At 60.6% G+C, this 20,500-nt stretch carries 19 protein-coding genes and 1 tRNA gene; 17 read left to right on the top strand and 3 right to left on the bottom strand.

The features are described 5' to 3' along the window. The first annotated feature begins 32 nt into the window (after positions 1–32). From mazG to rpoS, 12 genes are all read left to right on the top strand, one after another. The gene (gene mazG / locus BN1136_RS11340) at positions 33–830 is read left to right on the top strand and encodes a nucleoside triphosphate pyrophosphohydrolase (RefSeq protein WP_043764144.1); all 798 of its coding nucleotides are present in this window, start codon (positions 33–35) and stop codon (positions 828–830) included. A gap of 217 nt (positions 831–1,047) precedes the next feature. Then, positions 1,048–2,685: a glutamine hydrolyzing CTP synthase gene (gene pyrG, locus BN1136_RS11345; RefSeq protein WP_039041042.1), complete on the top strand. Its 1,638-nt coding sequence runs from the start codon at positions 1,048–1,050 to the stop codon at positions 2,683–2,685. Between the two features lie 89 nt (positions 2,686–2,774). Then, positions 2,775–4,076, top strand: coding sequence for a phosphopyruvate hydratase (gene eno / locus BN1136_RS11350; RefSeq protein ID WP_043764145.1), 1,302 nt, complete (start codon positions 2,775–2,777; stop codon positions 4,074–4,076). Positions 4,077–4,253: 177 nt separating this feature from the next. Further along, the gene (gene ftsB / locus BN1136_RS11355) at positions 4,254–4,571 is read left to right on the top strand and encodes a cell division protein FtsB (RefSeq protein WP_041211065.1); all 318 of its coding nucleotides are present in this window, start codon (positions 4,254–4,256) and stop codon (positions 4,569–4,571) included. Beyond that, positions 4,564–5,295 (top strand): 2-C-methyl-D-erythritol 4-phosphate cytidylyltransferase, encoded by a 732-nt coding sequence (gene ispD / locus BN1136_RS11360; RefSeq protein ID WP_043764146.1) that lies wholly within the window; start codon positions 4,564–4,566, stop codon positions 5,293–5,295. The genes ftsB and ispD overlap by 8 nt, the downstream gene beginning before the upstream one ends. Positions 5,296–5,368: 73 nt before the next feature. After that, on the top strand, positions 5,369–5,845 hold the full coding sequence (gene ispF / locus BN1136_RS11365; protein WP_043764147.1) for a 2-C-methyl-D-erythritol 2,4-cyclodiphosphate synthase: 477 nt from the start codon (positions 5,369–5,371) through the stop codon (positions 5,843–5,845). Further along, complete coding sequence (gene truD / locus BN1136_RS11370; protein ID WP_043764148.1) at positions 5,845–6,903, top strand: tRNA pseudouridine(13) synthase TruD; 1,059 nt, start codon at positions 5,845–5,847, stop codon at positions 6,901–6,903. Before ispF ends, truD begins: the two co-directional genes overlap by 1 nt. After that, on the top strand, positions 6,884–7,630 hold the full coding sequence (gene surE, locus BN1136_RS11375) for a 5'/3'-nucleotidase SurE (protein WP_043764149.1): 747 nt from the start codon (positions 6,884–6,886) through the stop codon (positions 7,628–7,630). Before truD ends, surE begins: the two co-directional genes overlap by 20 nt. Positions 7,631–7,634: 4 nt before the next feature. Beyond that, positions 7,635–8,252, top strand: a complete 618-nt coding sequence (locus BN1136_RS11380; protein WP_043764150.1) for a protein-L-isoaspartate(D-aspartate) O-methyltransferase — start codon at positions 7,635–7,637, stop codon at positions 8,250–8,252. Beyond that, positions 8,249–8,830, top strand: coding sequence for a YqaA family protein (locus BN1136_RS11385; RefSeq protein WP_043764152.1), 582 nt, complete (start codon positions 8,249–8,251; stop codon positions 8,828–8,830). The genes BN1136_RS11380 and BN1136_RS11385 overlap by 4 nt, the downstream gene beginning before the upstream one ends. A gap of 9 nt (positions 8,831–8,839) precedes the next feature. After that, a complete protein-coding gene (locus tag BN1136_RS11390; protein WP_043764153.1) occupies positions 8,840–9,907 on the top strand; it encodes a LysM peptidoglycan-binding domain-containing protein in 1,068 nt (355 codons plus the stop codon). Positions 9,908–9,953: 46 nt separating this feature from the next. Next, on the top strand, positions 9,954–10,937 hold the full coding sequence (gene rpoS, locus BN1136_RS11395) for an RNA polymerase sigma factor RpoS (RefSeq protein ID WP_043764154.1): 984 nt from the start codon (positions 9,954–9,956) through the stop codon (positions 10,935–10,937). Positions 10,938–11,010: 73 nt separating this feature from the next. Here the strand turns inward: rpoS and tsaD are convergent, their stop codons facing one another. Next, entirely contained in the window at positions 11,011–12,024 is a 1,014-nt protein-coding gene (tsaD, locus tag BN1136_RS11400) for a tRNA (adenosine(37)-N6)-threonylcarbamoyltransferase complex transferase subunit TsaD (protein ID WP_043764155.1), read from the bottom strand. 179 nt (positions 12,025–12,203) lie between these two features. Between tsaD and rpsU the strand changes: the two genes are divergently transcribed. From rpsU to BN1136_RS11420, 5 genes are all read left to right on the top strand, one after another. Continuing rightward, positions 12,204–12,419: a 30S ribosomal protein S21 gene (gene rpsU, locus BN1136_RS19890; RefSeq protein ID WP_005309452.1), complete on the top strand. Its 216-nt coding sequence runs from the start codon at positions 12,204–12,206 to the stop codon at positions 12,417–12,419. A gap of 15 nt (positions 12,420–12,434) precedes the next feature. Then, positions 12,435–12,878: a GatB/YqeY domain-containing protein gene (locus BN1136_RS11405; protein ID WP_043764157.1), complete on the top strand. Its 444-nt coding sequence runs from the start codon at positions 12,435–12,437 to the stop codon at positions 12,876–12,878. Between the two features lie 88 nt (positions 12,879–12,966). Continuing rightward, entirely contained in the window at positions 12,967–14,754 is a 1,788-nt protein-coding gene (gene dnaG, locus BN1136_RS11410) for a DNA primase (protein ID WP_043764158.1), read from the top strand. A gap of 183 nt (positions 14,755–14,937) precedes the next feature. After that, a complete protein-coding gene (gene rpoD, locus BN1136_RS11415; RefSeq protein WP_289711753.1) occupies positions 14,938–16,833 on the top strand; it encodes an RNA polymerase sigma factor RpoD in 1,896 nt (631 codons plus the stop codon). Positions 16,834–17,018: 185 nt separating this feature from the next. Continuing rightward, positions 17,019–17,095, top strand: a tRNA-Ile gene (locus tag BN1136_RS11420). 50 nt (positions 17,096–17,145) lie between these two features. On the opposite strand, the gene BN1136_RS11425 is transcribed toward BN1136_RS11420, so the two are convergent. Together BN1136_RS11425 and BN1136_RS11430 are read right to left on the bottom strand one after the other, a co-directional pair. Then, complete coding sequence (locus BN1136_RS11425; protein WP_043764160.1) at positions 17,146–17,616, bottom strand: tetratricopeptide repeat protein; 471 nt, start codon at positions 17,614–17,616, stop codon at positions 17,146–17,148. Between the two features lie 135 nt (positions 17,617–17,751). Next, positions 17,752–20,328 (bottom strand): alpha amylase C-terminal domain-containing protein, encoded by a 2,577-nt coding sequence (locus BN1136_RS11430; protein ID WP_043764161.1) that lies wholly within the window; start codon positions 20,326–20,328, stop codon positions 17,752–17,754. Positions 20,329–20,500: the final 172 nt, after the last annotated feature.

The raw sequence follows: 20,500 nt of genomic DNA on the forward strand, positions 1-20,500 counted from the left end.
TCCCCATTTAACGAATCGAAAGTGAGTAGCCCATGTCTCAACGTTACGACCTCTCTCAATTGCTCGACATCATGGCTCGCCTGCGGGATCCGCAAGGGGGTTGCCCTTGGGATCTCAAGCAGAGCTTCCAGACCATAGTGCCCCACACCCTGGAGGAGGCCTACGAGGTGGCCGATGCCATCGAGACCGAGGACTGGAATGGGCTGAAGGGGGAGCTCGGCGATCTGCTGTTCCAGGTGGTCTTCTATGCCCAGCTTGGCAAGGAGCAGGGGCTGTTCGACTTTGCCGACATCGTCGATGCGGTGAGCGAGAAGCTGATCCGCCGCCATCCCCATGTCTTCTCCGATGCCGACCTCGGCGACGAGCAGGCGGTCAAGGTGAACTGGGAGGCGGAGAAGGCCAAGGAGCGGGCGGCGCTCGACAAAGAGAGCGTGCTCGACGACATCCCCCTCTCGCTGCCGGCCCTGACCCGGGCCGCCAAGATCCAGAAGCGCTGCGCCACCGTCGGTTTCGACTGGAAGACCCTGGGCCCCGTGGTGGACAAGATCCACGAGGAGATCGAGGAGGTGATGGAAGAGGCGCTGATGGTCGACGTGGACGAGGCGCGGGTGAGCGACGAGCTCGGCGATCTGCTGTTTGCTACCGTCAACCTGGTGCGCCACCTGGGCAAGGATCCCGAGCAGGTGCTGCGGGGCGCCAATGCCAAGTTCGAGCGACGTTTTCGTCAGGTTGAGCAGTTTATCGCCGCGGAAGGGCTGAAAATGACCGACTGTACCCTGGAGAAGCTGGATGACGCCTGGGGTCGGGCCAAGGAAACCGAACAGAGTTGAGTGCTGAGAAGGACGGATTGCCCCGAAGACACTGGATGTCATCCGGGACAGGGCCAAAGAAACCGAGCAAAGTTGATTTGGCGCAAGACGGGGGGGCGGCGAGCCTGATAGATTTTTGTTCATTGTTTGGGAGTGGGGGTTTTGGTATACTGTTTCCCCGTCCTGCTTCATCCCCGAAGCACCCCTTAAAATTCCCTAAACTTCTTTCAGGTTCAGCATGACGACCAAATATATTTTTGTGACTGGTGGCGTTGTTTCATCCCTCGGCAAAGGCATTGCCGCAGCTTCTCTGGCAGCCATTCTGGAAGCCCGTGGTCTGGATGTGACCATCATGAAACTGGACCCGTACATCAACGTGGATCCGGGCACCATGAGCCCGACCCAGCACGGTGAAGTGTTCGTAACCGAGGACGGGGCCGAGACCGATCTGGATTTGGGCCACTACGAGCGTTTCATCCGCACCAAGATGACCCGTCGCAACAACTTCACCACCGGTCGCATCTATGCCGACGTGCTGCGCAAGGAGCGTCGTGGTGACTACCTGGGCGCCACCATCCAGGTGATCCCGCACATCACCAACGCCATCAAGGAGCGGGTGATCGCCGGTGCCGAAGGCCACCAGGTTGCTATCGTCGAGGTGGGCGGTACCGTGGGCGACATCGAGTCCCTGCCGTTCCTCGAGGCCATTCGTCAGCTGGCGGCCATCGTGGGTCGCAACAATGCCATGTTCATGCACCTGACCCTGGTTCCTTACCTGGCCGCCGCCGGCGAGGTGAAGACCAAGCCGACCCAGCACTCCGTCAAAGAGCTGCTCTCCATCGGTATCCAGCCGGACGTGCTGATCTGCCGCTCCGACCGTGCCATTCCGGCCAACGAGCGCGCCAAGATCGCCCTGTTCTGCAACGTGCCCGAGCGCGCCGTCATCTCCATGAAGGACGTCGACTCCATCTACAAGATCCCGGCGCTGCTGAAGTCCCAGGGTCTGGACGGCTACATCACCGAGCGCTTCGGCATCGAGTGCAAGGAAGCGGATCTGGCCGAGTGGGAACAGGTCATCTATGAAGAGGCCAACCCGACTGCGGAAGTGACCATCGGCATGGTGGGCAAGTATGTCTCCCTGCCGGACGCCTACAAGTCCGTCAACGAGGCGCTCAAGCACGGCGGCCTGAAGACCCGTCTCTCCGTCAACATCAAGTACATCGACTCCCAGGACATCGAGACCCGTGGCGCCGAGCTGCTGGAAGGTCTGGATGCCATCCTGGTGCCGGGCGGTTTCGGCGAGCGTGGCGTGGAAGGCAAGATCCTGGCCGCCAAGTATGCCCGTGAGAACAAGATCCCCTACCTCGGTATCTGCCTCGGCATGCAGGTCGCGCTGATCGAATACGCCCGCAACGTGGCGGGCATGGAAGGGGCTCACTCCTCCGAGTTCAAGAAAGACAGCCCGTACCCCGTGGTCGGTCTCATCACCGAGTGGGTGGATGACGAAGGCAACGTCGAGACCCGGACCGAGAAGTCCGATCTGGGCGGCACCATGCGCCTGGGTTCCCAGCTCTGCCACCTGGTGGAAGACTCCAAGGTGCGCCAGATGTACGGCAGCCCGACCATTTACGAGCGTCACCGCCACCGTTATGAAGTGAACAACAAGCTGCTGCCGCAGATCGAGGCAGCAGGCCTGAAAGTGACCGGTCTCTCCGCCGACAAGAAGCTGGTGGAAATCATCGAGATCCCGGATCACCCCTGGTTCGTGGCCGCGCAGTTCCACCCGGAGTTCACCTCGACTCCCCGTGATGGCCACGCCCTGTTCGCCGGTTTTGTGAAGGCGGCGGGCGAGTATCAGAAGCGTAATTTGAAGTAATTGAAAATAAATGCGGTTGGGGCTCTGTGCCACAGCCGCTTTTTTTGGCATATTTTTGTTGTTTTTTTACGAAACCTGAGGAAATACACATGTCCAAGATCGTTAAAGTGATCGGTCGTGAAATCATCGACTCCCGTGGTAACCCGACCGTTGAGGCCGAAGTTCACCTGGAAGGTGGTTTTGTTGGTATGGCAGCCGCTCCGTCTGGCGCGTCCACCGGTTCCCGCGAAGCGCTGGAACTGCGTGACGGCGATAAGAGCCGTTTCCTGGGTAAAGGCGTGCTGAAAGCCATCGAAGCCGTCAACGGCCCGATCGCCCAGGCTCTGCTGGGTAAAGATGCCAAGGACCAGGCCACTGTCGACCAGATCATGATCGACCTCGACGGTACCGAGAACAAATCCAAGTTTGGCGCCAACGCCATCCTGGCTGTTTCCCTGGCCAACGCCAAGGCTGCTGCCGCTGCCAAGGGCATGCCGCTGTACGCCCACATCGCCGAGCTGAACGGCACCCCGGGTGTCTACTCCATGCCGCTGCCCATGATGAACATCATCAACGGTGGTGAGCACGCCGACAACAACGTCGACATCCAGGAGTTCATGATCCAGCCGGTTGGCGCCAAGACCCTGAAAGAAGCCGTCCGCATGGGCGCAGAAGTGTTCCACAACCTGGCCAAAGTGCTGAAGTCCAAGGGCTACAACACTGCCGTCGGTGACGAAGGTGGTTTCGCTCCGAACCTGAAATCCAACGCCGAAGCGCTGGAAGTGATCGCCGAAGCCGTTGCCGCTGCCGGTTACAAGCTGGGCACCGACGTGACCCTGGCCATGGACTGCGCTGCTTCCGAGTTCTACGACGCAGAGAAGAAAGAGTACAACCTGAAAGGCGAAGGCCGTGTCTTCACCTCCAACGGTTTCTCCGACTTCCTGGCTGACCTGACCGAGAAGTTCCCGATCGTCTCCATCGAAGATGGCCTGGACGAATCCGACTGGGAAGGCTTCGCCTACCAGACTGCCGAACTGGGCAAGAAAATCCAGATCGTGGGTGACGACCTGTTCGTAACCAACACCAAGATCCTGAAGCGCGGTATCGACAACGGCATCGCCAACTCCATCCTGATCAAGTTCAACCAGATCGGTTCCCTGACCGAAACCCTGGCTGCCATCAAAATGGCCAAGGACGCTGGCTACACTGCCGTCATCTCCCACCGCTCCGGTGAGACCGAAGACGCGACCATCGCCGACCTGGCCGTGGGTACCGCTGCTGGCCAGATCAAGACCGGTTCCATGAGCCGTTCTGACCGTGTTGCCAAGTACAACCAGCTGATCCGTATCGAAGAAGCCCTGGGTGCCAAGGCTCCGTTCCGCGGTCTGAAAGAAGTGAAGAACCAGGCTTAATTTTCGCCTGCTTCCGAGCCTCCCAAAGCCCCGCCATCTGGCGGGGCTTTTTCGTATCCGCCTCCTCCATGAACGAGTCCCGTGTTTTTTATTCCGACCAACCCATCCGGCACACAGGCTTTCTTTTGTCTTGCCTGCGAATATGGGAAACTAGGCCGCTTGAAGGAGACTCAGTGCATGCGGCTACTCACTCTTATCCTGCTCCTCCTGTTGGGAGGGCTGCAATATGACTTCTGGCTGGGGAAGAACGGCCTCTCCGACTATCGGGATCTCTCCAATGCCATTGAGCGGCAGCAGCAGGACAACCTGGTGCTCAAGGACCGCAATAACCTGATCTACCGGGAGATCGACGATTTGACCTCGGGCCTGGAGGCCATCGAGGAGCTGTCGCGCAATGACCTCGGCTACATCAAGCAGGGCGAGACCTTCTACCGGATCATCCCCAAGGAAAAAGACCAGGCGACCGAGCCTGACGGCGTTCCCTACGATGACTGATCACCAGAGCGGACTGACCGCGATAGTCCCGGCCGCCGGCATCGGCAGCCGCATGGGCGCCAGCTGCCCGAAACAGTATCTGTCGCTGGCAGGGAAGTGCATCCTGGAGCATACCCTGGAGCGCCTGCTCTCCCATCCGGCCATCGCCCGGGTGATCGTGGCGCTGGCTCCCCACGATGCCTGGTTCGAGACGCTGGCCGTGGCCGCCGACCCGCGCGTGCTGCGGGTGGAAGGGGGTTGCGAGCGTGCCCATTCGGTGCTCAACGGGCTGCATGTTGCACAAGGGGAGTGGGTACTGGTGCATGACGCCGCCCGTCCCTGTCTGACCCACGACGATCTCGACAGGCTCATCGCCACCGCCATGGCGTGCGACGGCGCCATCCTCGGCAGCCGGGTGCGCGACACCATGAAACGTTCCGACGGGGCGGGCAACATTCTCGCCACCGTGGATCGCGAGCAACTCTGGCATGCCCTGACGCCACAGATGTTCCCCCGCCTTGCGCTCAAACGTGCGTTGGAGGAGGGGCTGGCCCTGGGGGCGGACATCACCGACGAGGCGTCGGCCATGGAGCGCGCCGGTTTCACCGTCAGGATGGTGGAAGGGCGTGCCGACAACATCAAGGTGACCCGGCCGGAAGATCTCTCCCTGGCCGGGCTCTTTTTACAGCAACAGTGTGCGCGCCAGCCGGCGCGACCCGATTCACCCGCAGAGGAGCAGGCATGATCCGCAGTGGCCATGGTCTTGAGGCATACACATTGGACGGGAAAGGTATCCACATGATGAGGGGGCACCGGGCATGATGCGAATCGGTCATGGTTTTGACGTACACAAGTTTGGCGGAGTCGGTCCCTGCATGCTGGGCGGGGTGGCAGTGCCCTATGAACAGGGGCTGCTGGCCCACTCCGATGGCGACGTGGTGCTGCACGCAGTGAGCGATGCCCTGCTGGGAGCCATCGGGGCCGGTGACATCGGCCGCCACTTCCCGGATACCGCCGCCGAATTCAAGGGGATCGACAGCCGCATCCTGCTGCGGGATGTCTTTGCCCGGGTGCAGAAGGCGGGTTATGCCATCGGCAACCTGGATGTGACCATCATCGCCCAGGCCCCCAAGATGGCGCCCCATATCGCGGCCATGTGCGCCGTGCTGGCCGCCGATCTGCAATGTGATTCGAACCGGGTGAATGTCAAGGCGACCACCACGGAACAACTCGGGTTTACGGGGCGCAAGGAAGGGATCGCCACCGAAGCCGTCGTCTTACTGGTGAAACAATAATGCTGGAACAACTTGCCTACCTGCACGGCGCGCCCGGCGCCCGTGGCATCCTCAAGGCCGAGGCCGCCGACTTCGTGGTCAATGAAGATCTCGGGTTTGAACCCTGTGGCGAGGGGGAGCATATCTTCGTCCGGGTGCGCAAAACCGGCGAGAACACCGCCTGGGTGGCGGGCCTGCTGGCGGATGCGGCCGGAGTGGCGCGCAATGCGGTGACCTGGGCGGGTCTCAAGGATCGGCACGCGGTGACCGAGCAGTGGTTCGGCATCCACCTGCCTGGCAAGGCAGAGCCGGATCTGTCGGTCATCCAGAGTGACAGCATCCAGATCCTCGAAAGCAAGCGTCACAACAAGAAGCTGCGGGTGGGCTACCTCAAGGGTAACCACTTCACCCTGCGTCTCACCGGACTGGAGCAAGCTGACGGGCTGGAATCCCGCCTGCAGGCCATCGCCGCCCAGGGGGTGCCGAACTACTACGGTGAACAGCGTTTCGGGCGCGAGGGCAACAACCTGGAAGCGGCCAAGGCGATGTTTGCCGGCAAGCGGATCAAGGATCGCAACAAGCGCTCCCTCTACCTCTCCGCCGCCCGCAGCATGCTGTTCAATACCATCGTCAGCGCCCGCATCGAGCAGGGGCTGGCACACCAGCTGCTGGCCGGTGACTGCGTGATGCTCAAGGGTAGCCACTCCATCTTCAGCGAAGAGGTGCTGACCCCCGAGCTGGAGGCGCGCCTTGCCTCCGGCGACGTACAGCTGACCGCCCCCCAGTGGGGTCGGGGCCGTCTGGCCAGCCAGGGGGCCGCCGCCGAGTTCGAGCAGGGGGTGCTGGCACCCTATGCCGACTGGTGTGACGGGCTGGAGAAGGCCGGGCTGGATCAGGACAGGCGCCCGCTGTTGCTCAAACCCGAGCAGATGAGCTGGCAGCTGGAAGGGGAGGTGCTGACCCTGTCGTTCTTCCTGCCGGCCGGAGCCTTTGCCACCAGCGTGGTACGCGAGTTAATGCAGGCCGAAGAGGCCGATCACGGTTTCAGGAACCCAACCGATGCGAATTCTGGTCAGTAATGACGATGGAGTACATGCCGAGGGCATTCGCGCCCTCAGCGAGGCCTTGACGGCCTGTGGCGAGGTCATCGTGGTGGCGCCGGATCGCAACCGCAGTGGCGCCAGCCACTCTTTGACGCTGGAAGTGCCGCTGCGGGTCACCCGCATCGCCGAAACCGGATACCATGCGGTGAAGGGGACCCCGACCGACTGCGTACACCTGGCGGTCAACGAGCTGGTGCGCCCTGAGCCCGACATGGTGGTAGCCGGCATCAACCACGGTGCCAACCTGGGGGATGATGTCATCTACTCCGGTACCGTGGCGGCCGCGACAGAGGGGCGCCACCTGGGCTTCCCGTCGCTGGCCATCTCGCTGGTAGGGCGGACCCATTTCGCCACGGCAGCCCACTACGCGGCCCTGCTGGTGAAGGGTATGATGGTGCATCCGCTGCCCGCCGATCAGATCCTCAACGTCAACGTGCCCGACCTGCCCCTCGATCAGATCAAGGGGATCAGGGTGACGCGCCTTGGCAATCGCCACCGTGCAGAGTCGGTGATCTGCACCGAGGATCCCCGTGGCCAGCCCATCTACTGGATCGGCCCCCCGGGCAGTCAGCAGGATGCAGGCGAGGGTACGGATTTCGCTGCCATCGAGCAGGGCTATGTCTCCATCACTCCGCTGACCATCGACATGACTGCCTACAGCAGTCTGGCGAGCCTGGGTGCCTGGCTGGATCTGCAGGGATGACGTTGTGATAGTACAGCGCCTGTTGAATCAACTGATTGCCCAGGATGTGCGTGATTTCCGCGTGCTGGCGGCGATTGCGAAAGTGCCGCGCCAGCTGTTCGTGGACGAGGCCATGGCCCACAAGGCCTGGGACAATACGGCCCTGCCCATCGGCCATGGCCAGACCATCTCCCAGCCCTACATAGTGGCGCGCATGACCGAGCTGCTGATCCAGAACGATCCGGCCCATGTGCTGGAGATCGGGACGGGCTCCGGTTATCAGACCGCGGTGCTGGCCCATCTGGTGGAGCATGTCTACACGGTGGAGCGGATCAAGTCGCTGCAGTTCCAGGCCAGGCGCCGGCTGCGCCAGCTTGATCTGCACAATGTCTCTGCCAAGCATGGCAACGGCTGGCTGGGCTGGCCGAACAAGGGGCCTTTCGATGCCATCCTGGTGACGGCGGCGGCGAGCGAGGTGCCCAAGGCCCTGACCGATCAGCTGGCCGATGGCGGTCGCCTGGTGTTGCCGGTGGGAGATAACCAGCAGACCCTGCAGCTGATCGAGCGATCCGGCTCGCAGCTCACCAGCCGGATCCTGGAGCCGGTGCGTTTTGTTCCCCTGATTGACGGAGATGTCGAGTGAAGTTGTTTTCCCGCCTTTATTTACGGGTGATGCAGTGGGCTCGCCACAAGCATGCCCCCCGGTACCTTGCCATCACCGCGTTTATCGAGTCCATCTTCTGGCCCATCCCGGTGGATGTGATGCTGGCCCCCATGGCGCTCGGTAAGCCCCAGCGGGCTTGGCAATATGCCGCGATCGCGACCCTGTTTTCTGTGCTGGGTGCCCTGCTGGGCTATCTGCTCGGCTATGCCCTGTGGGAGCCTGTCGTCCAGCCGCTGGTGGCCTCGGTCGGTTATGAGGACAAGATTGCCCTGGCCGAACAGTGGTTCGAGCAGTGGGGCATCTGGGTGATTTTTATTGCCAGTTTCACGCCGATCCCCTACAAGGTGTTTACCGTCACGGCCGGCTTGCTCCACATGGCACTGCTGCCCTTCATCCTGACCTCGCTCATCGGCCGTGGCATGCGCTTCTTCCTGGTGGCGGGGCTGATGCGCTGGGGTGGCGAGAAGATGGAGCGCAAGCTGATGCACTATGTGGACGTGCTCGGTTGGCTCTGTATTGGTTTGGCCGTTGCGGCCTATTTCTGGTTTAGTCGTTAAGGATCCACTATGTGTTCGCATGTTTGGCAAGGTAGCGGAGTCGTCGTGTTGTCATGGCTGCTGCTCGCCTGTTCCTCCAGCAAGACTGCTGCCCCGGTACACAGTCTGGGCAATGATCAGATCGCCTCGACCATCCCGGTCCGTCAAGGCGTGGCCAAATCCGGCATTCAGGGCAGCGGTTACACTGTGGTCAAAGGGGACACCCTCTACTCCATCGCGTTTCGCTCTGGCATGGACGTGGATACGCTGATCAGCCTCAATGGCATCACGCCTCCCTACAGCATCTATCCCGGTCAGCAGCTCAGACTGGATGGCAGAGCCCCCACCGCGGTGGCGAGTGTCGGCAGCCCGGTCAGTCGTGGCAGCGTGACGGGGACGGGCAGTTATCAGGTCCGCCGTGGCGATACTCTGAGCAGCATAGGCCGCCAGTTTGGTGTCTCCAATCAGGTGCTGGCACAGCGCAACAACCTTCAGGCTCCCTATGACCTGCACGTGGGTCAGGTACTCAACGTGGGGGCTGCGGGGGCCTCCAGCGGCCAGATGGTGGCGGCGGTTACCCCGACCGTGACCAGCACGGGCCCCAAACCGCTGGCGACGGCGCCAGCAGGTACGACCACACCATTTATTGCTCAGAAAACGATTGCTCCTGCCCCGTCAACAGCATACGCTCAGGCGAAAGAACAAAAAAGCGTCAGCTCCCCGTCAACACTCTCCTGGCATTGGCCTACCAAAGGTCGGATCGTCGAAGGCTTCTCCGTTGCGGAGCAAGGCAACAAGGGCATCGACATTTCTGGCCAGAAGGGTCAGCCCATCTATGCCGCCAGCGGCGGCAAGGTGGTCTACGCGGGCAGTGCTCTCAGGGGCTATGGCAAGCTGATCATTCTCAAGCACAACGATGACTACCTCTCTGCCTACGCTCACAATGATGAGCTGAGGGTCAAAGAGGGAGACAGCGTCAAGGGCGGAGCAGTTATCGCCAATATGGGTAGCACGGATGCGCCGGATGTGCGCTTGCACTTTGAAATCCGGTACAAAGGCAAGTCGATCAACCCGATGGGCTATTTGCCAAAGCGTTAACTCAGAGAGCTAGGTCTTACTCTGGTGCAGGTCAGGGAGACATATCATGAGCCAAGAACAACTGGTAATGCAGGATGCAGAGTTAGAGTTCGACGAAGAGCTGGAGGATCAGGAGGCAGAAGAAGTTCAGGAGGTGGCGGCCGAGGCCGAAGAGACCATTTCCGATGAACTGATGGCGCCCGAACTGAACAAGGTGATGGACGCCACCCAGCTCTATCTGGGGGAGATAGGTTTCTCCCCCTTGCTCACGGCTGAAGAGGAAGTCTATTACGCCCGCCGTGCCTTGCGCGGCGACAAAGCGGCGCGCAAGCGCATGATCGAATCCAACCTGCGCCTGGTGGTCAAAATTGCCCGGCGCTACAACAACCGCGGCCTGGTGCTGCTGGATCTCATCGAAGAGGGCAACCTCGGTCTCATCCGCGCGGTCGAAAAGTTCGACCCCGAGCGCGGGTTCCGTTTTTCCACCTATGCCACCTGGTGGATCCGCCAGACCATCGAGCGGGCCATCATGAATCAGACCCGCACCATTCGTCTGCCCATCCATGTGGTCAAAGAGCTGAACGTCTACCTGCGCACCGCGCGCGAGCTTTCCCATCGTCTCGATCATGAGCCGACCGCCGAGGACATCGCCTCCGCGCTGGATCGCTCGGTCGACGACGTGAATCGCATGCTCAAGCTCAATGAAAAGATCACCTCGGTGGATACCCCTATCGGCGGCGATCGCGACAAGGCGCTGCTGGACGTGCTCTCCGACGAGCGCGGCATGGGGCCCGAGCTGGAGTCCCAGGAAGATGACATGCGCAGCAGCATAGTGCACTGGCTGGAAGAGCTTAACCCCAAGCAGCGCGAGGTGCTGGCCCGTCGTTTTGGCCTACTCGGCTATGAACCGGCGACCCTGGAGGACGTAGGGGCCGAGATCGGTCTGACCCGCGAGCGGGTGCGCCAGATCCAGGTGGAAGGGTTGCGCCGTCTGCGGGAGATCCTGCTGGGGCAGGGGCTCTCTATCGAGGCCCTGTTTAGAACCAACTAGCCAACGGCGATAGTGCCGTCAGACACGAAAAAGGGGCCATGGGCCCCTTTTTATTGAAACAGGATCTTGTGGATCACACCGGATCCAGCGTATCCAGCGGCCAGCGCGGCACGGCCTTGACGACCAGGGGTTCGAATACGCCCGCCTTCAGGCGCTGCATGCCTGCATAGGCGATCATGGCGCCGTTGTCGGTGCAGTATTCGGTGCGCGGGTAGAAGACTTCACCGTTCAGGCTCTCCATCAGCTCGGCGAGCTGGGCCCGCAGATGACGGTTGGCACTGACGCCACCGGCCACCACCAGACGATTGAGGCTGGTCTCCTTCAGGGCGCGGCGGCACTTGATGGCCAGCGTATCGACAACCGCATCTTCAAACGCCCGGGCGATGTCGGCACGAGTCTGCTCGTCATCGCCATTGGCGGCGATGGTGTTGGCGGCGAAGGTCTTGAGGCCGGAGAAGCTCATGTCGAGCCCGGGGCGGTCGGTCATGGGACGCGGGAAGGTGAAACGTCCCTTGGAGCCTTTCTCGGCAAGACGGGAGAGCAGGGGGCCACCGGGGTAGTCCAGGCCCATCAGCTTGGCGGTCTTGTCGAACGCTTCGCCGGCAGCATCGTCGATGGATTCCCCGAGCAGCTGGTAGCTGCCGATGCCATCGACTCTGACCAGCATGGAGTGGCCGCCGGAGACCAGCAGTGCCACGAAGGGGAACTCGGGAGCCTTCTCTTCCAGCATGGGGGCCAGCAGGTGGCCTTCCATGTGGTGTACCGCCACGGCGGGTTTGCCCCAGGCCATGGCCAGGGAGCGGCCTATGGTAGCCCCGACCAGGATGGCGCCCACCAGACCCGGACCTGCGGTATAGGCGATGCCGTCGATCTCATCCTTGCCGATTCCGGCCTCCTTCAGGGCGGCCTGGATCAAGGGGATCGTCTTGCGGACATGATCCCGGCTGGCAAGCTCGGGAACGACGCCGCCGTAGTCCGCATGCAGCTTGACTTGGCTGTATAACTGGTGGGAAAGGATCCCTTTTTGATCATCGAAGATCGCGATCCCGGTTTCGTCACAGGATGTCTCTATGCCCAATACACGCATTGCTAAAAAATTTCACTGCTAAAATGAGACGGCTATGGTAACCTTCGCGGGTTTTTTAAACCAGAGCGATCTCTGCGGGTTTACTTTCATTCCCTGTCCAGAGTATAATTTCGCACCATTTTAAGACATGCTGATCGATTGAAGGTCAGCTAACAATTTATCACTGAGGTGAAAGGCACATGCCAGTAATCAAAGTCCGTGAAAATGAGCCGTTTGACGTTGCTCTGCGTCGCTTCAAGCGTTCTTGCGAAAAGGCCGGTATCCTGTCCGAAGTTCGTAGCCGTGAGTTCTACGAGAAGCCGACTACCATTCGCAAGCGCGCCAAAGCGTCCGCTGTCAAGCGTCACGCCAAGAAGCTGTCCCGCGAAAACGCACGTCGTATCCGCCTGTACTAATCAAGGGATCATGCCGTGTCTCTGAAGGATCAACTCAAGGATCAGCAAAAGCTCGCCATGCTTGCCAAAGACAAGGCTCGCCTGGGAGCGATCCGTTTGTTGATGGCCGAGATCAAGCAGCGTGAAGTTGACACTCGTGTCGAGCTCGGTGATCAGGAGATCCTCGCCGTTGTGACCAAGATGGTCAAACAGCGTCGTGATTCCATCACCCAATTCGAAGCTGCCGGTCGCCAGGATCTTGCCGACAAAGAGTCCGCAGAGATCGTTGTGCTGCAGGAATTCCTGCCACAACAGCTGACCGAAGCCGAGATCGACGCTCTGATTGAGCAAGCCGTCGCCGAAAGCGGGGCTGCCGTCATGGCTGACATGGGCAAGGTCATGGCTGTCTTGAAGCCGAAAATTCAGGGGCGTGCCGATGTCGGCGCCGTCAGTGCGCAGGTGAAAACCCGCTTGGCGTAACAGGCAACTCTCTTGTTTGGTCAAAGAAGCCGTGCTTCCCTGGGAATGCGCGGCTTTTTTATTTTCTATGCAATGAAACAGGACGGTTATGGCAGGCAGGATCCCGCAATCCTTTATCGATGATCTGCTCGTACGCACCGACATAGTCGAACTAATCGACTCCCGTGTGCGGCTGAAGAAAGCCGGTAAGAATTACCAGGCTTGCTGCCCCTTTCATAACGAAAAAAGCCCCTCCTTTACCGTCAGCCAGGAGAAGCAGTTCTACCACTGTTTCGGCTGTGGCGCCCACGGCAATGCCATCGGCTTTGTCATGGAGTACGACGGGCTCGAGTTTCCCGATGCCATCGAGGAGCTGGCCAGCCTGCATGGCATGCAGGTGCCGCGCGAGCAAACCTCGGGTGGGTCTGGCAATAGCCAGCCGGCCGTCAGCAAGGATCTGTTCGAGCTGATGAACCAGATCGCCCGCTTCTACGAGAGCAACCTGAAAAGTGCTCCCCAGGCAGTGGAGTACCTTAAAGGGCGCGGTCTGACTGGCGAGGTGGTCAAGCGCTTCAACATAGGCTATGCCCCGGGTGACTGGGATCAGGTGAGGAGGCGGTTTGGTGCCAGCCGGGATCACGAGCAACTGCTTATCTCCGGTGGCATGTTGATCCCCCGCGACAGCGGCCCCGGCAGCTATGATCGTTTTCGCGATCGCATCATGTTCCCGATCCGGGACAAGCGCGGCCGGGTCATCGGCTTTGGCGGTCGTGTGCTGGGTGACGGCACCCCCAAGTACCTGAACTCCCCTGAAACCCCCATCTTCCACAAGGGGAGGGAGCTGTTCGGTCTCTACGAGGTGAAGCAGGCACACAAGGATCCTCGCCGGATCCTGGTGGTGGAGGGCTACATGGATGTGGTGGCACTCGGTCAGTACGACATCGACTACGCGGTGGCGGCGCTGGGCACCGCCACCACCAGCGACCATATCCACACCCTGTTTCGCACTACCGCCGAAGTGGTCTGCTGCTATGACGGGGACAATGCCGGTCGTGAGGCGGCCTGGCGGGCGCTGGATAACGCGCTGTCCCATCTGCAGGATGGTCGTGAACTCAAGTTCGTCTTTCTGCCGGATGGGGAGGATCCCGACTCGCTGGTACGCCAGATTGGCAAGGAGGGGTTCGAAGCCCTGCTGGACAAGGCCCAGCCTTTTGCCGACTTCATGTTCGAGCGCCTGGGGCGCGATGCCGCCCTCTCGGGTGAAGCGGGCAAGTTCGAAGTGGCCAACAAGGCTGCGGAACTGATACGCCGCGTACCGGAAGGCTTCACCCGCGAGGGGTTGATCACCCGCCTCTCCAGCATGATGCGCTGGGGGGAGAACAAGCAGCGGATCGCCGAGTTGTTTGCCAGAAGCAGTCAGCCCAAGGCCGAGGTGAGCAAGCCCAAGGCGGCCAAACTGACCCCGCTGCGCCGGGCGTTGGCCCTGATGGTGCAATATCCGGCGATCACCGCCGAGTTGCCGGCCATGCCTGAGCTGGCCGATCTGCGTCTCCAGGGGATCCGGTTCCTGCTGCAGCTGCACCAGCAGATCCTGACTCAGCCCGGGGTGACGACGGGCATCCTGCTGGAGCATTGGCGTGGCACCAAGGAAGGAGAAATCCTGGCCCAGCTGGCGATGCACGATCTGTTTGAAGAGGTAAAGCTCGACCAGGAGCCCGATATTCTGGGAGAATTGCAGGATACCTTCGTCGGTTTCATCAACCTGTTCCTGAAGCAACGCATCGAGGAATTACAGGCCAAGGTGGTGCAAGAAGGGCTAAGCTCTGAGGAGACACAAGAGCTGATGATGCTGATCAGAGAGGTGCAGATTGAGAAAAGAAATGAGAGTGGGGCTTGATATTTGAGTGAGTAGTCCCAATATGAATAGCGTTGCCCGAATCGACGGGATTGAAAGCAAACACTTTATAACCACCTGGCCCCGACAACACTGCGGGCAGGGGTTTCTCATGACCGACGCCGCAACCAGACATAGCATGTCTGGCGGTTTTCTATTAGAATTGGCTATTTGCGCAGCAGCGCACTGTACGCGCAACCTAGCAACACCAACCGGATGAGTTCTATGGAGCAAACCCCGCAGTCTCAGCTTAAACTCCTCGTTGCCAAAGGTAAAGAACAGGGCTACCTGACTTATGCCGAGGTGAACGATCACCTCCCGCAAGACATTGTCGATTCAGACCAGATCGAAGACATCATCCAGATGATCAATGATATGGGCATTCAAGTGGTTGAAAACGCTCCGGATGCCGATGACCTTATCATGGCTGAAGGTGGTACCGCCGATGAAGACGCTGCCGAAGCAGCGGCCCAGGCACTGGCATCTGTTGAATCCGAGATTGGTCGCACGACCGATCCCGTCCGCATGTACATGCGAGAAATGGGTACCGTCGAACTGTTGACCCGTGAAGGCGAGATCGATATCGCCAAGCGGATCGAAGACGGGATCAACCAGGTACAAAGCTCCGTGGCCGAGTACCCGGAAGCCATCACCTATCTGCTCGAGCAGTACGACAAGTATGAAGCCGAGCAACTGCGCCTCTCCGACATCATCTCTGGCTTTATCGACCCGAACGAAGTGGATGACGTGGCGCCGACCGCCACCCACATCGGCTCCGAGCTCAGCGAAGATGACCTCGCCGATGAGGATGAAGACGAAGACGAAGACGAAGACGAAGACGGCGACAATTCCGACGACGACGGCGACGGCGGTCCGGATCCGGAAGTCGCGCGCGAGAAGTTCGGTGAACTGCGCGCCCAGTATGAAGTGACTCGTCTCTCCATTCAGCAGAATGGTCGTGCCCACGACGACACCCAGAACGCCATCGCCCAGCTGGCCGATGTCTTCCGTCAATTCCGCCTGATGCCCAAGCAGTTCGATCGCCTGGTCAACAACATGCGGGAGATGATGGAGCGTGTCCGCGTGCAGGAACGCATCATCATGAAGCTCTGCGTTGAACAGGCCAAGATGCCGAAGAAGACCTTCGTCGCTGCCTTCACCAACAATGAGTGCGAGACTGCCTGGTTCGAATACCAGAAGCAGGCCGGCAAGGCCTGGTCTCCCCGCCTGCTCGAGATGGACGAAGAGATCCTGCGTTCCATCGGCAAGCTGCAGCAGATCGAAGAAGAGACAGGCCTGTCGATTGCCCAGATCAAGGATATCAACCGTCGCATGAGCATCGGTGAGGCCAAGGCCCGCCGTGCGAAGAAAGAGATGGTCGAGGCCAACCTGCGTCTGGTTATCTCCATCGCCAAGAAGTATACCAACCGCGGTCTGCAGTTCCTGGATCTGATCCAGGAAGGCAACATCGGCTTGATGAAGGCGGTCGACAAGTTTGAATATCGTCGTGGCTACAAGTTCTCGACCTACGCCACCTGGTGGATCCGTCAGGCCATCACCCGCTCCATCGCGGATCAGGCCCGTACCATACGTATCCCGGTGCACATGATCGAGACCATCAACAAGCTCAACCGTATCTCCCGTCAGATGCTGCAGGAGATGGGTCGCGAACCGAACCCGGAAGAGCTGGCCATGCGCATGGGCATGCCGGAAGACAAGATCCGCAAGGTATTGAAGATCGCCAAAGAGCCCATCTCCATGGAGACGCCCATCGGCGATGATGAAGACTCCCACTTGGGCGATTTCATCGAAGATACCACTTTGGCCCTGCCGGCCGATGCGGCCACCAGCGAGAGCCTGCGCAACGCGACCCGCGAGGTGCTGGCCGGCCTGACCGCCCGCGAAGCCAAGGTGCTGCGCATGCGTTTCGGTATCGACATGAACACCGACCACACCCTCGAGGAAGTGGGCAAGCAGTTCGACGTCACTCGTGAACGTATCCGTCAGATCGAAGCCAAGGCCCTGCGCAAACTGCGCCACCCGAGCCGCTCGGAAGTGCTGCGCAGCTTCCTGGACGAGTAACCCTCGACCATCTGCTCCGGCTTGGAGCCGCAGCCAAAAAGCCCCGCCATGCGGGGCTTTGTTTTATCCGCCGTATGGGATGACCGAGTCCCTGTCGAGATGGACAAAATCTCGCCAAGTGGTTGATATGACTATGGACGGGTTATCTCGCATCCCCTATAATCCACGCCGCAAACCAGCATCATGGCCCCTTAGCTCAGTTGGTTAGAGCAGTCGACTCATAATCGATTGGTCGCCCGTTCAAGTCGGGCAGGGGCCACCACATTTCAGCCAAAGCCGCTCCTCGTGAGCGGCTTTGTCGTTTCTGGCGTGTCACCAGCGTCTGTCCAGATCCTCGGCATAGAGGGCGATGGCGCGCCGATAGGGTGCGATCGCGGGATCCGTGGTCGTTGCCGCCAGCACCGCCAGCAGGCTCTCCATCCCCTCCTTGTGGCGTCCCAGGTTGTAGCAGGTCATGGCACGAAACACCTTGAACTCCACGGCATCGGGGAAGCGGGCCAGCGCCTCATCGAAGGTGGCCAGGGCCTCGGCATAGTGCCCCGTGGTGCGATATGAGCTGCCGAGGCCGAGCCAGGCACCGCGCAAGGATGCATTGCCCAGCCCCAGTTCGATTGCCTTGCGGTAGAGCGGGATGGCCTGGGCCTCGCGCCCGAGCATGTCGTGCAGACTGGCCACCTCATAATGCAGCTCGGCGTGGGCCGGGTGTTCGATGAGTTGCAACAGGCTGTGCTGGCGGGCTTCCTCGATCCGTCCCTCGGCCTTGAGAGTATTCAACTGTTTCATATGCGCTCCTGCATGGGGATGAAGGATCAGTATGCCTGTCTATGGGGTGGCGGGGAACGTGCCATGGGGCCATGAAAAAGGCCTCCCGCCGATGGCGGGAGGCCTGGTTACAATGCATTGGGCGTGTGTCCAGCCTTACTGGGCGCTCAGGCTGTAGGCCAGGGTCTGGTCATTGAAACGCACCACGTAGACGCCAACCACTGCGGTGGCGATGTCTGCCCCGGCCAGCTCGGCCACGCCATCCTTGTTGGTGTCGCCGTAGTTCTGGGTCCAATCCCCCTTGACGTCGAACTTGAAGCGCTGGCCGCCGTTGCCATCCCCGCTACCGGTGAAGGTGACGCTGGCCTGCCAGAGGTGATCCCCCACCAGTGACATGGGTGTGGTGCCCCAGCTGTTGGTGGTGCCGCGAATGTTGAGGCTGGCGACATTCTTGGCATAGGTGACGCTCACCGGGGTTAGGCTGTATTGCAGGGTCTGATCGTTGAAGCGTACCCGGTACTGGCCGGTGACCGTGGTGTAGATGTCGCTGCCAGTTAGTTCGGCCACGCCGTCCTTGTTGCTGTCGCCATAGTTCTGGGTCCAGTCCCCCTTGACGTCGAACTTGAAGCGCTGGTTGGTCTGCCCGTCGAAGGTGACCAGGGCTTCCCATTGATTGTCGGCGACCAGCGTCATGGCAAGGGAGCCCCAGGCATTGGGGGTGCCGCGGAAGTTCAGGGTGGGCAGCACGCTGGCATAGGTGCCGTTGTCGTCGGTGACGGTCACGGTGGCGCTGGCACTGGCGGTCAACCCTTCCGCATCGGTCACGGTGACCGTCACGGTATGGGTACCCGGGGTATCGAACCGGACTGTCTCCGTGGCGGCGGTGCCCCCGCTGGACCAGCTGTAGCTCAGCACGCCGCCGTCATCGCTGGAGGTGGAAGCGTCGAATACCACGCTCTCGCCCGTCTTGACGCTGAGGGTCTTGGGGGAGAGGGTGGCCACCGGTGCCTGGTTGCTGGTGAGGGGGGTGACCGTGTAGCGCAGATCGCTCTCGCTCAGGGTGATGCGGTAGGTGCCCGCCCCGCTGACCAGGATATCCTTGCTGCTGCCCTTGTCGGCGATGCCATCCCCTTCGTTGTCGCCGTAGTTCTCGGTCCAGTTGCCGAAGACATCGAACTTGAAGCGCTGGGTACCGGTGGCGTCACCGTTGCCGGTCAGGGTGAGGGTGACGGACCAGACACGGTTGGCATCGACGGTCATGGGGGTGTTGCCCCAGGCGTTGTGGGTACCGCGCAGGTTCATGCTGCTGAACTTGTTGCCCGGCAGGATGGAACCGCCGCAGGGGCTGGCCTTGGTGCAACCGGCGAGGATGGCTGCGGCCTTCATGCCGGGCACGTTCAGGCTGGCCTTGCCGCTGCCATCGACGGTCACATAGCCGCCGCTGCAGTAGTCAGTGCCCCCCAGGAGGTTGCAGTACTCGCCGGCCGGCAGGCCGGTCTGCACCGAGGCCACCAGGCTGCCGCTCTCGTTGTTGATGGCGACGAAGCCCTTGTCACCGCGGCCGAAGGCTATCTGGTTGTTGCCGTTGTCCCACCAGTGGCTGACGGGCTGGCCTTCGGTTCTGTTGTGGAACAGGGCCATGTTCATGATGGTCGGGCGCCGCTGTTCGCAGTTCCACTGGCTGTCGGAGCAGGGCGTGCTGCCTGGTGCCCCCTTGTCGGTTTCATAAGTGCTCATGTTCTCGAAGCGGTAACCCGACATCACCTGCTTCCAGCCATAGGGCCAGGCCATCATGAAGGTGTTGGCCAGCTCATAGCGAGCGCCGTTCATGAAGGTGAGCATGCCACCGCCACCATGGCCCCGCTCGCGGTCGTGGTTGACCACGAAGACGAAGGCCTTGTTCGAGGGGAGCAGGCCCCAGCTCTCGCCCAGGGTCTTGAGGTTCTTGATCTGGCCGTTGAAGTTGGCGGCGAGATCCGTGCCGTATTTGAAGTCGGTGACGGTGTCTATGTAGGTGTAGCGAGGGGGCTGGATGTCGGTGGATTCCCCGCCTGCGCCGATCACCTCGAGGTAGGCTCTGGGGCTGCCCGCCTTGTCGAGGATGGCCTTCACGTCGGCCGGGGCCATGTGCTTGGCCGCATCGATGCGAAAGCCCGCCACGCCCCAGCCGAGCAGGGTCTTCATGTAGGTGGCGATCTGATCCTGCACGTAGGCGGAGCCGGTATTGAGGTCCGGCATGCCGTAGAGGGCGCCGTTCCAGACGTTGTTGCTGTCGCCGTAGTTGGTGATGTCGCCGCTGTGGTGGAAGTCGTTGTAGCCGAACTGGGGATACTGGAATTGCCCCGAGTTGTAGCTGCCACCGCCGGTGGCGGTGCCGGTGCCCGAGGCCAGCTGGTTGAAGACGGCGTCGGCGTAGACCTTGACCCCGGCCGCGTTGCAGCGGGCGATCATGCTTCTGAGCTCCGCCTCGCTACCGCCGAAGCTGTTGAAGTTGCTGAAGCTGACCGGTTGATAGACGGTCCACCAGACCTGGCTGCCCTGCTTGTGTTCGGCGGGGGGGGTTATCTGGACGCCGCCGAACCCCTTGGGCCCGAGCACGGTCTCGCACTCGTTGGCGATGTCGTTGAACTTCCATTGGAACAGGTGAACCATGACCCCTTCGGCGCTGGCAGTGTGGCTGAAAGAGCCGAGTGCTGCCGCCAGCAGGGCGGTTCGAAACAGTGTGGTGTGCATGACGATTTTCCCTTCGATCTTGTTATTGACGTATCACTGTCTATGAATCGAACGGACAACAAACTTCCTCGTTCAGCTCAGTAGCATTCATGAAAATCTGCTGGTTGAACATTGAACAGCCTGAATTAATTAAGAAATGTGAATGAAAATGCTTTCATGCGTCCCTGTCGGA

Source organism: Aeromonas taiwanensis, assembly GCF_000820165.1.
GTDB lineage: Bacteria > Pseudomonadota > Gammaproteobacteria > Enterobacterales > Aeromonadaceae > Aeromonas > Aeromonas taiwanensis.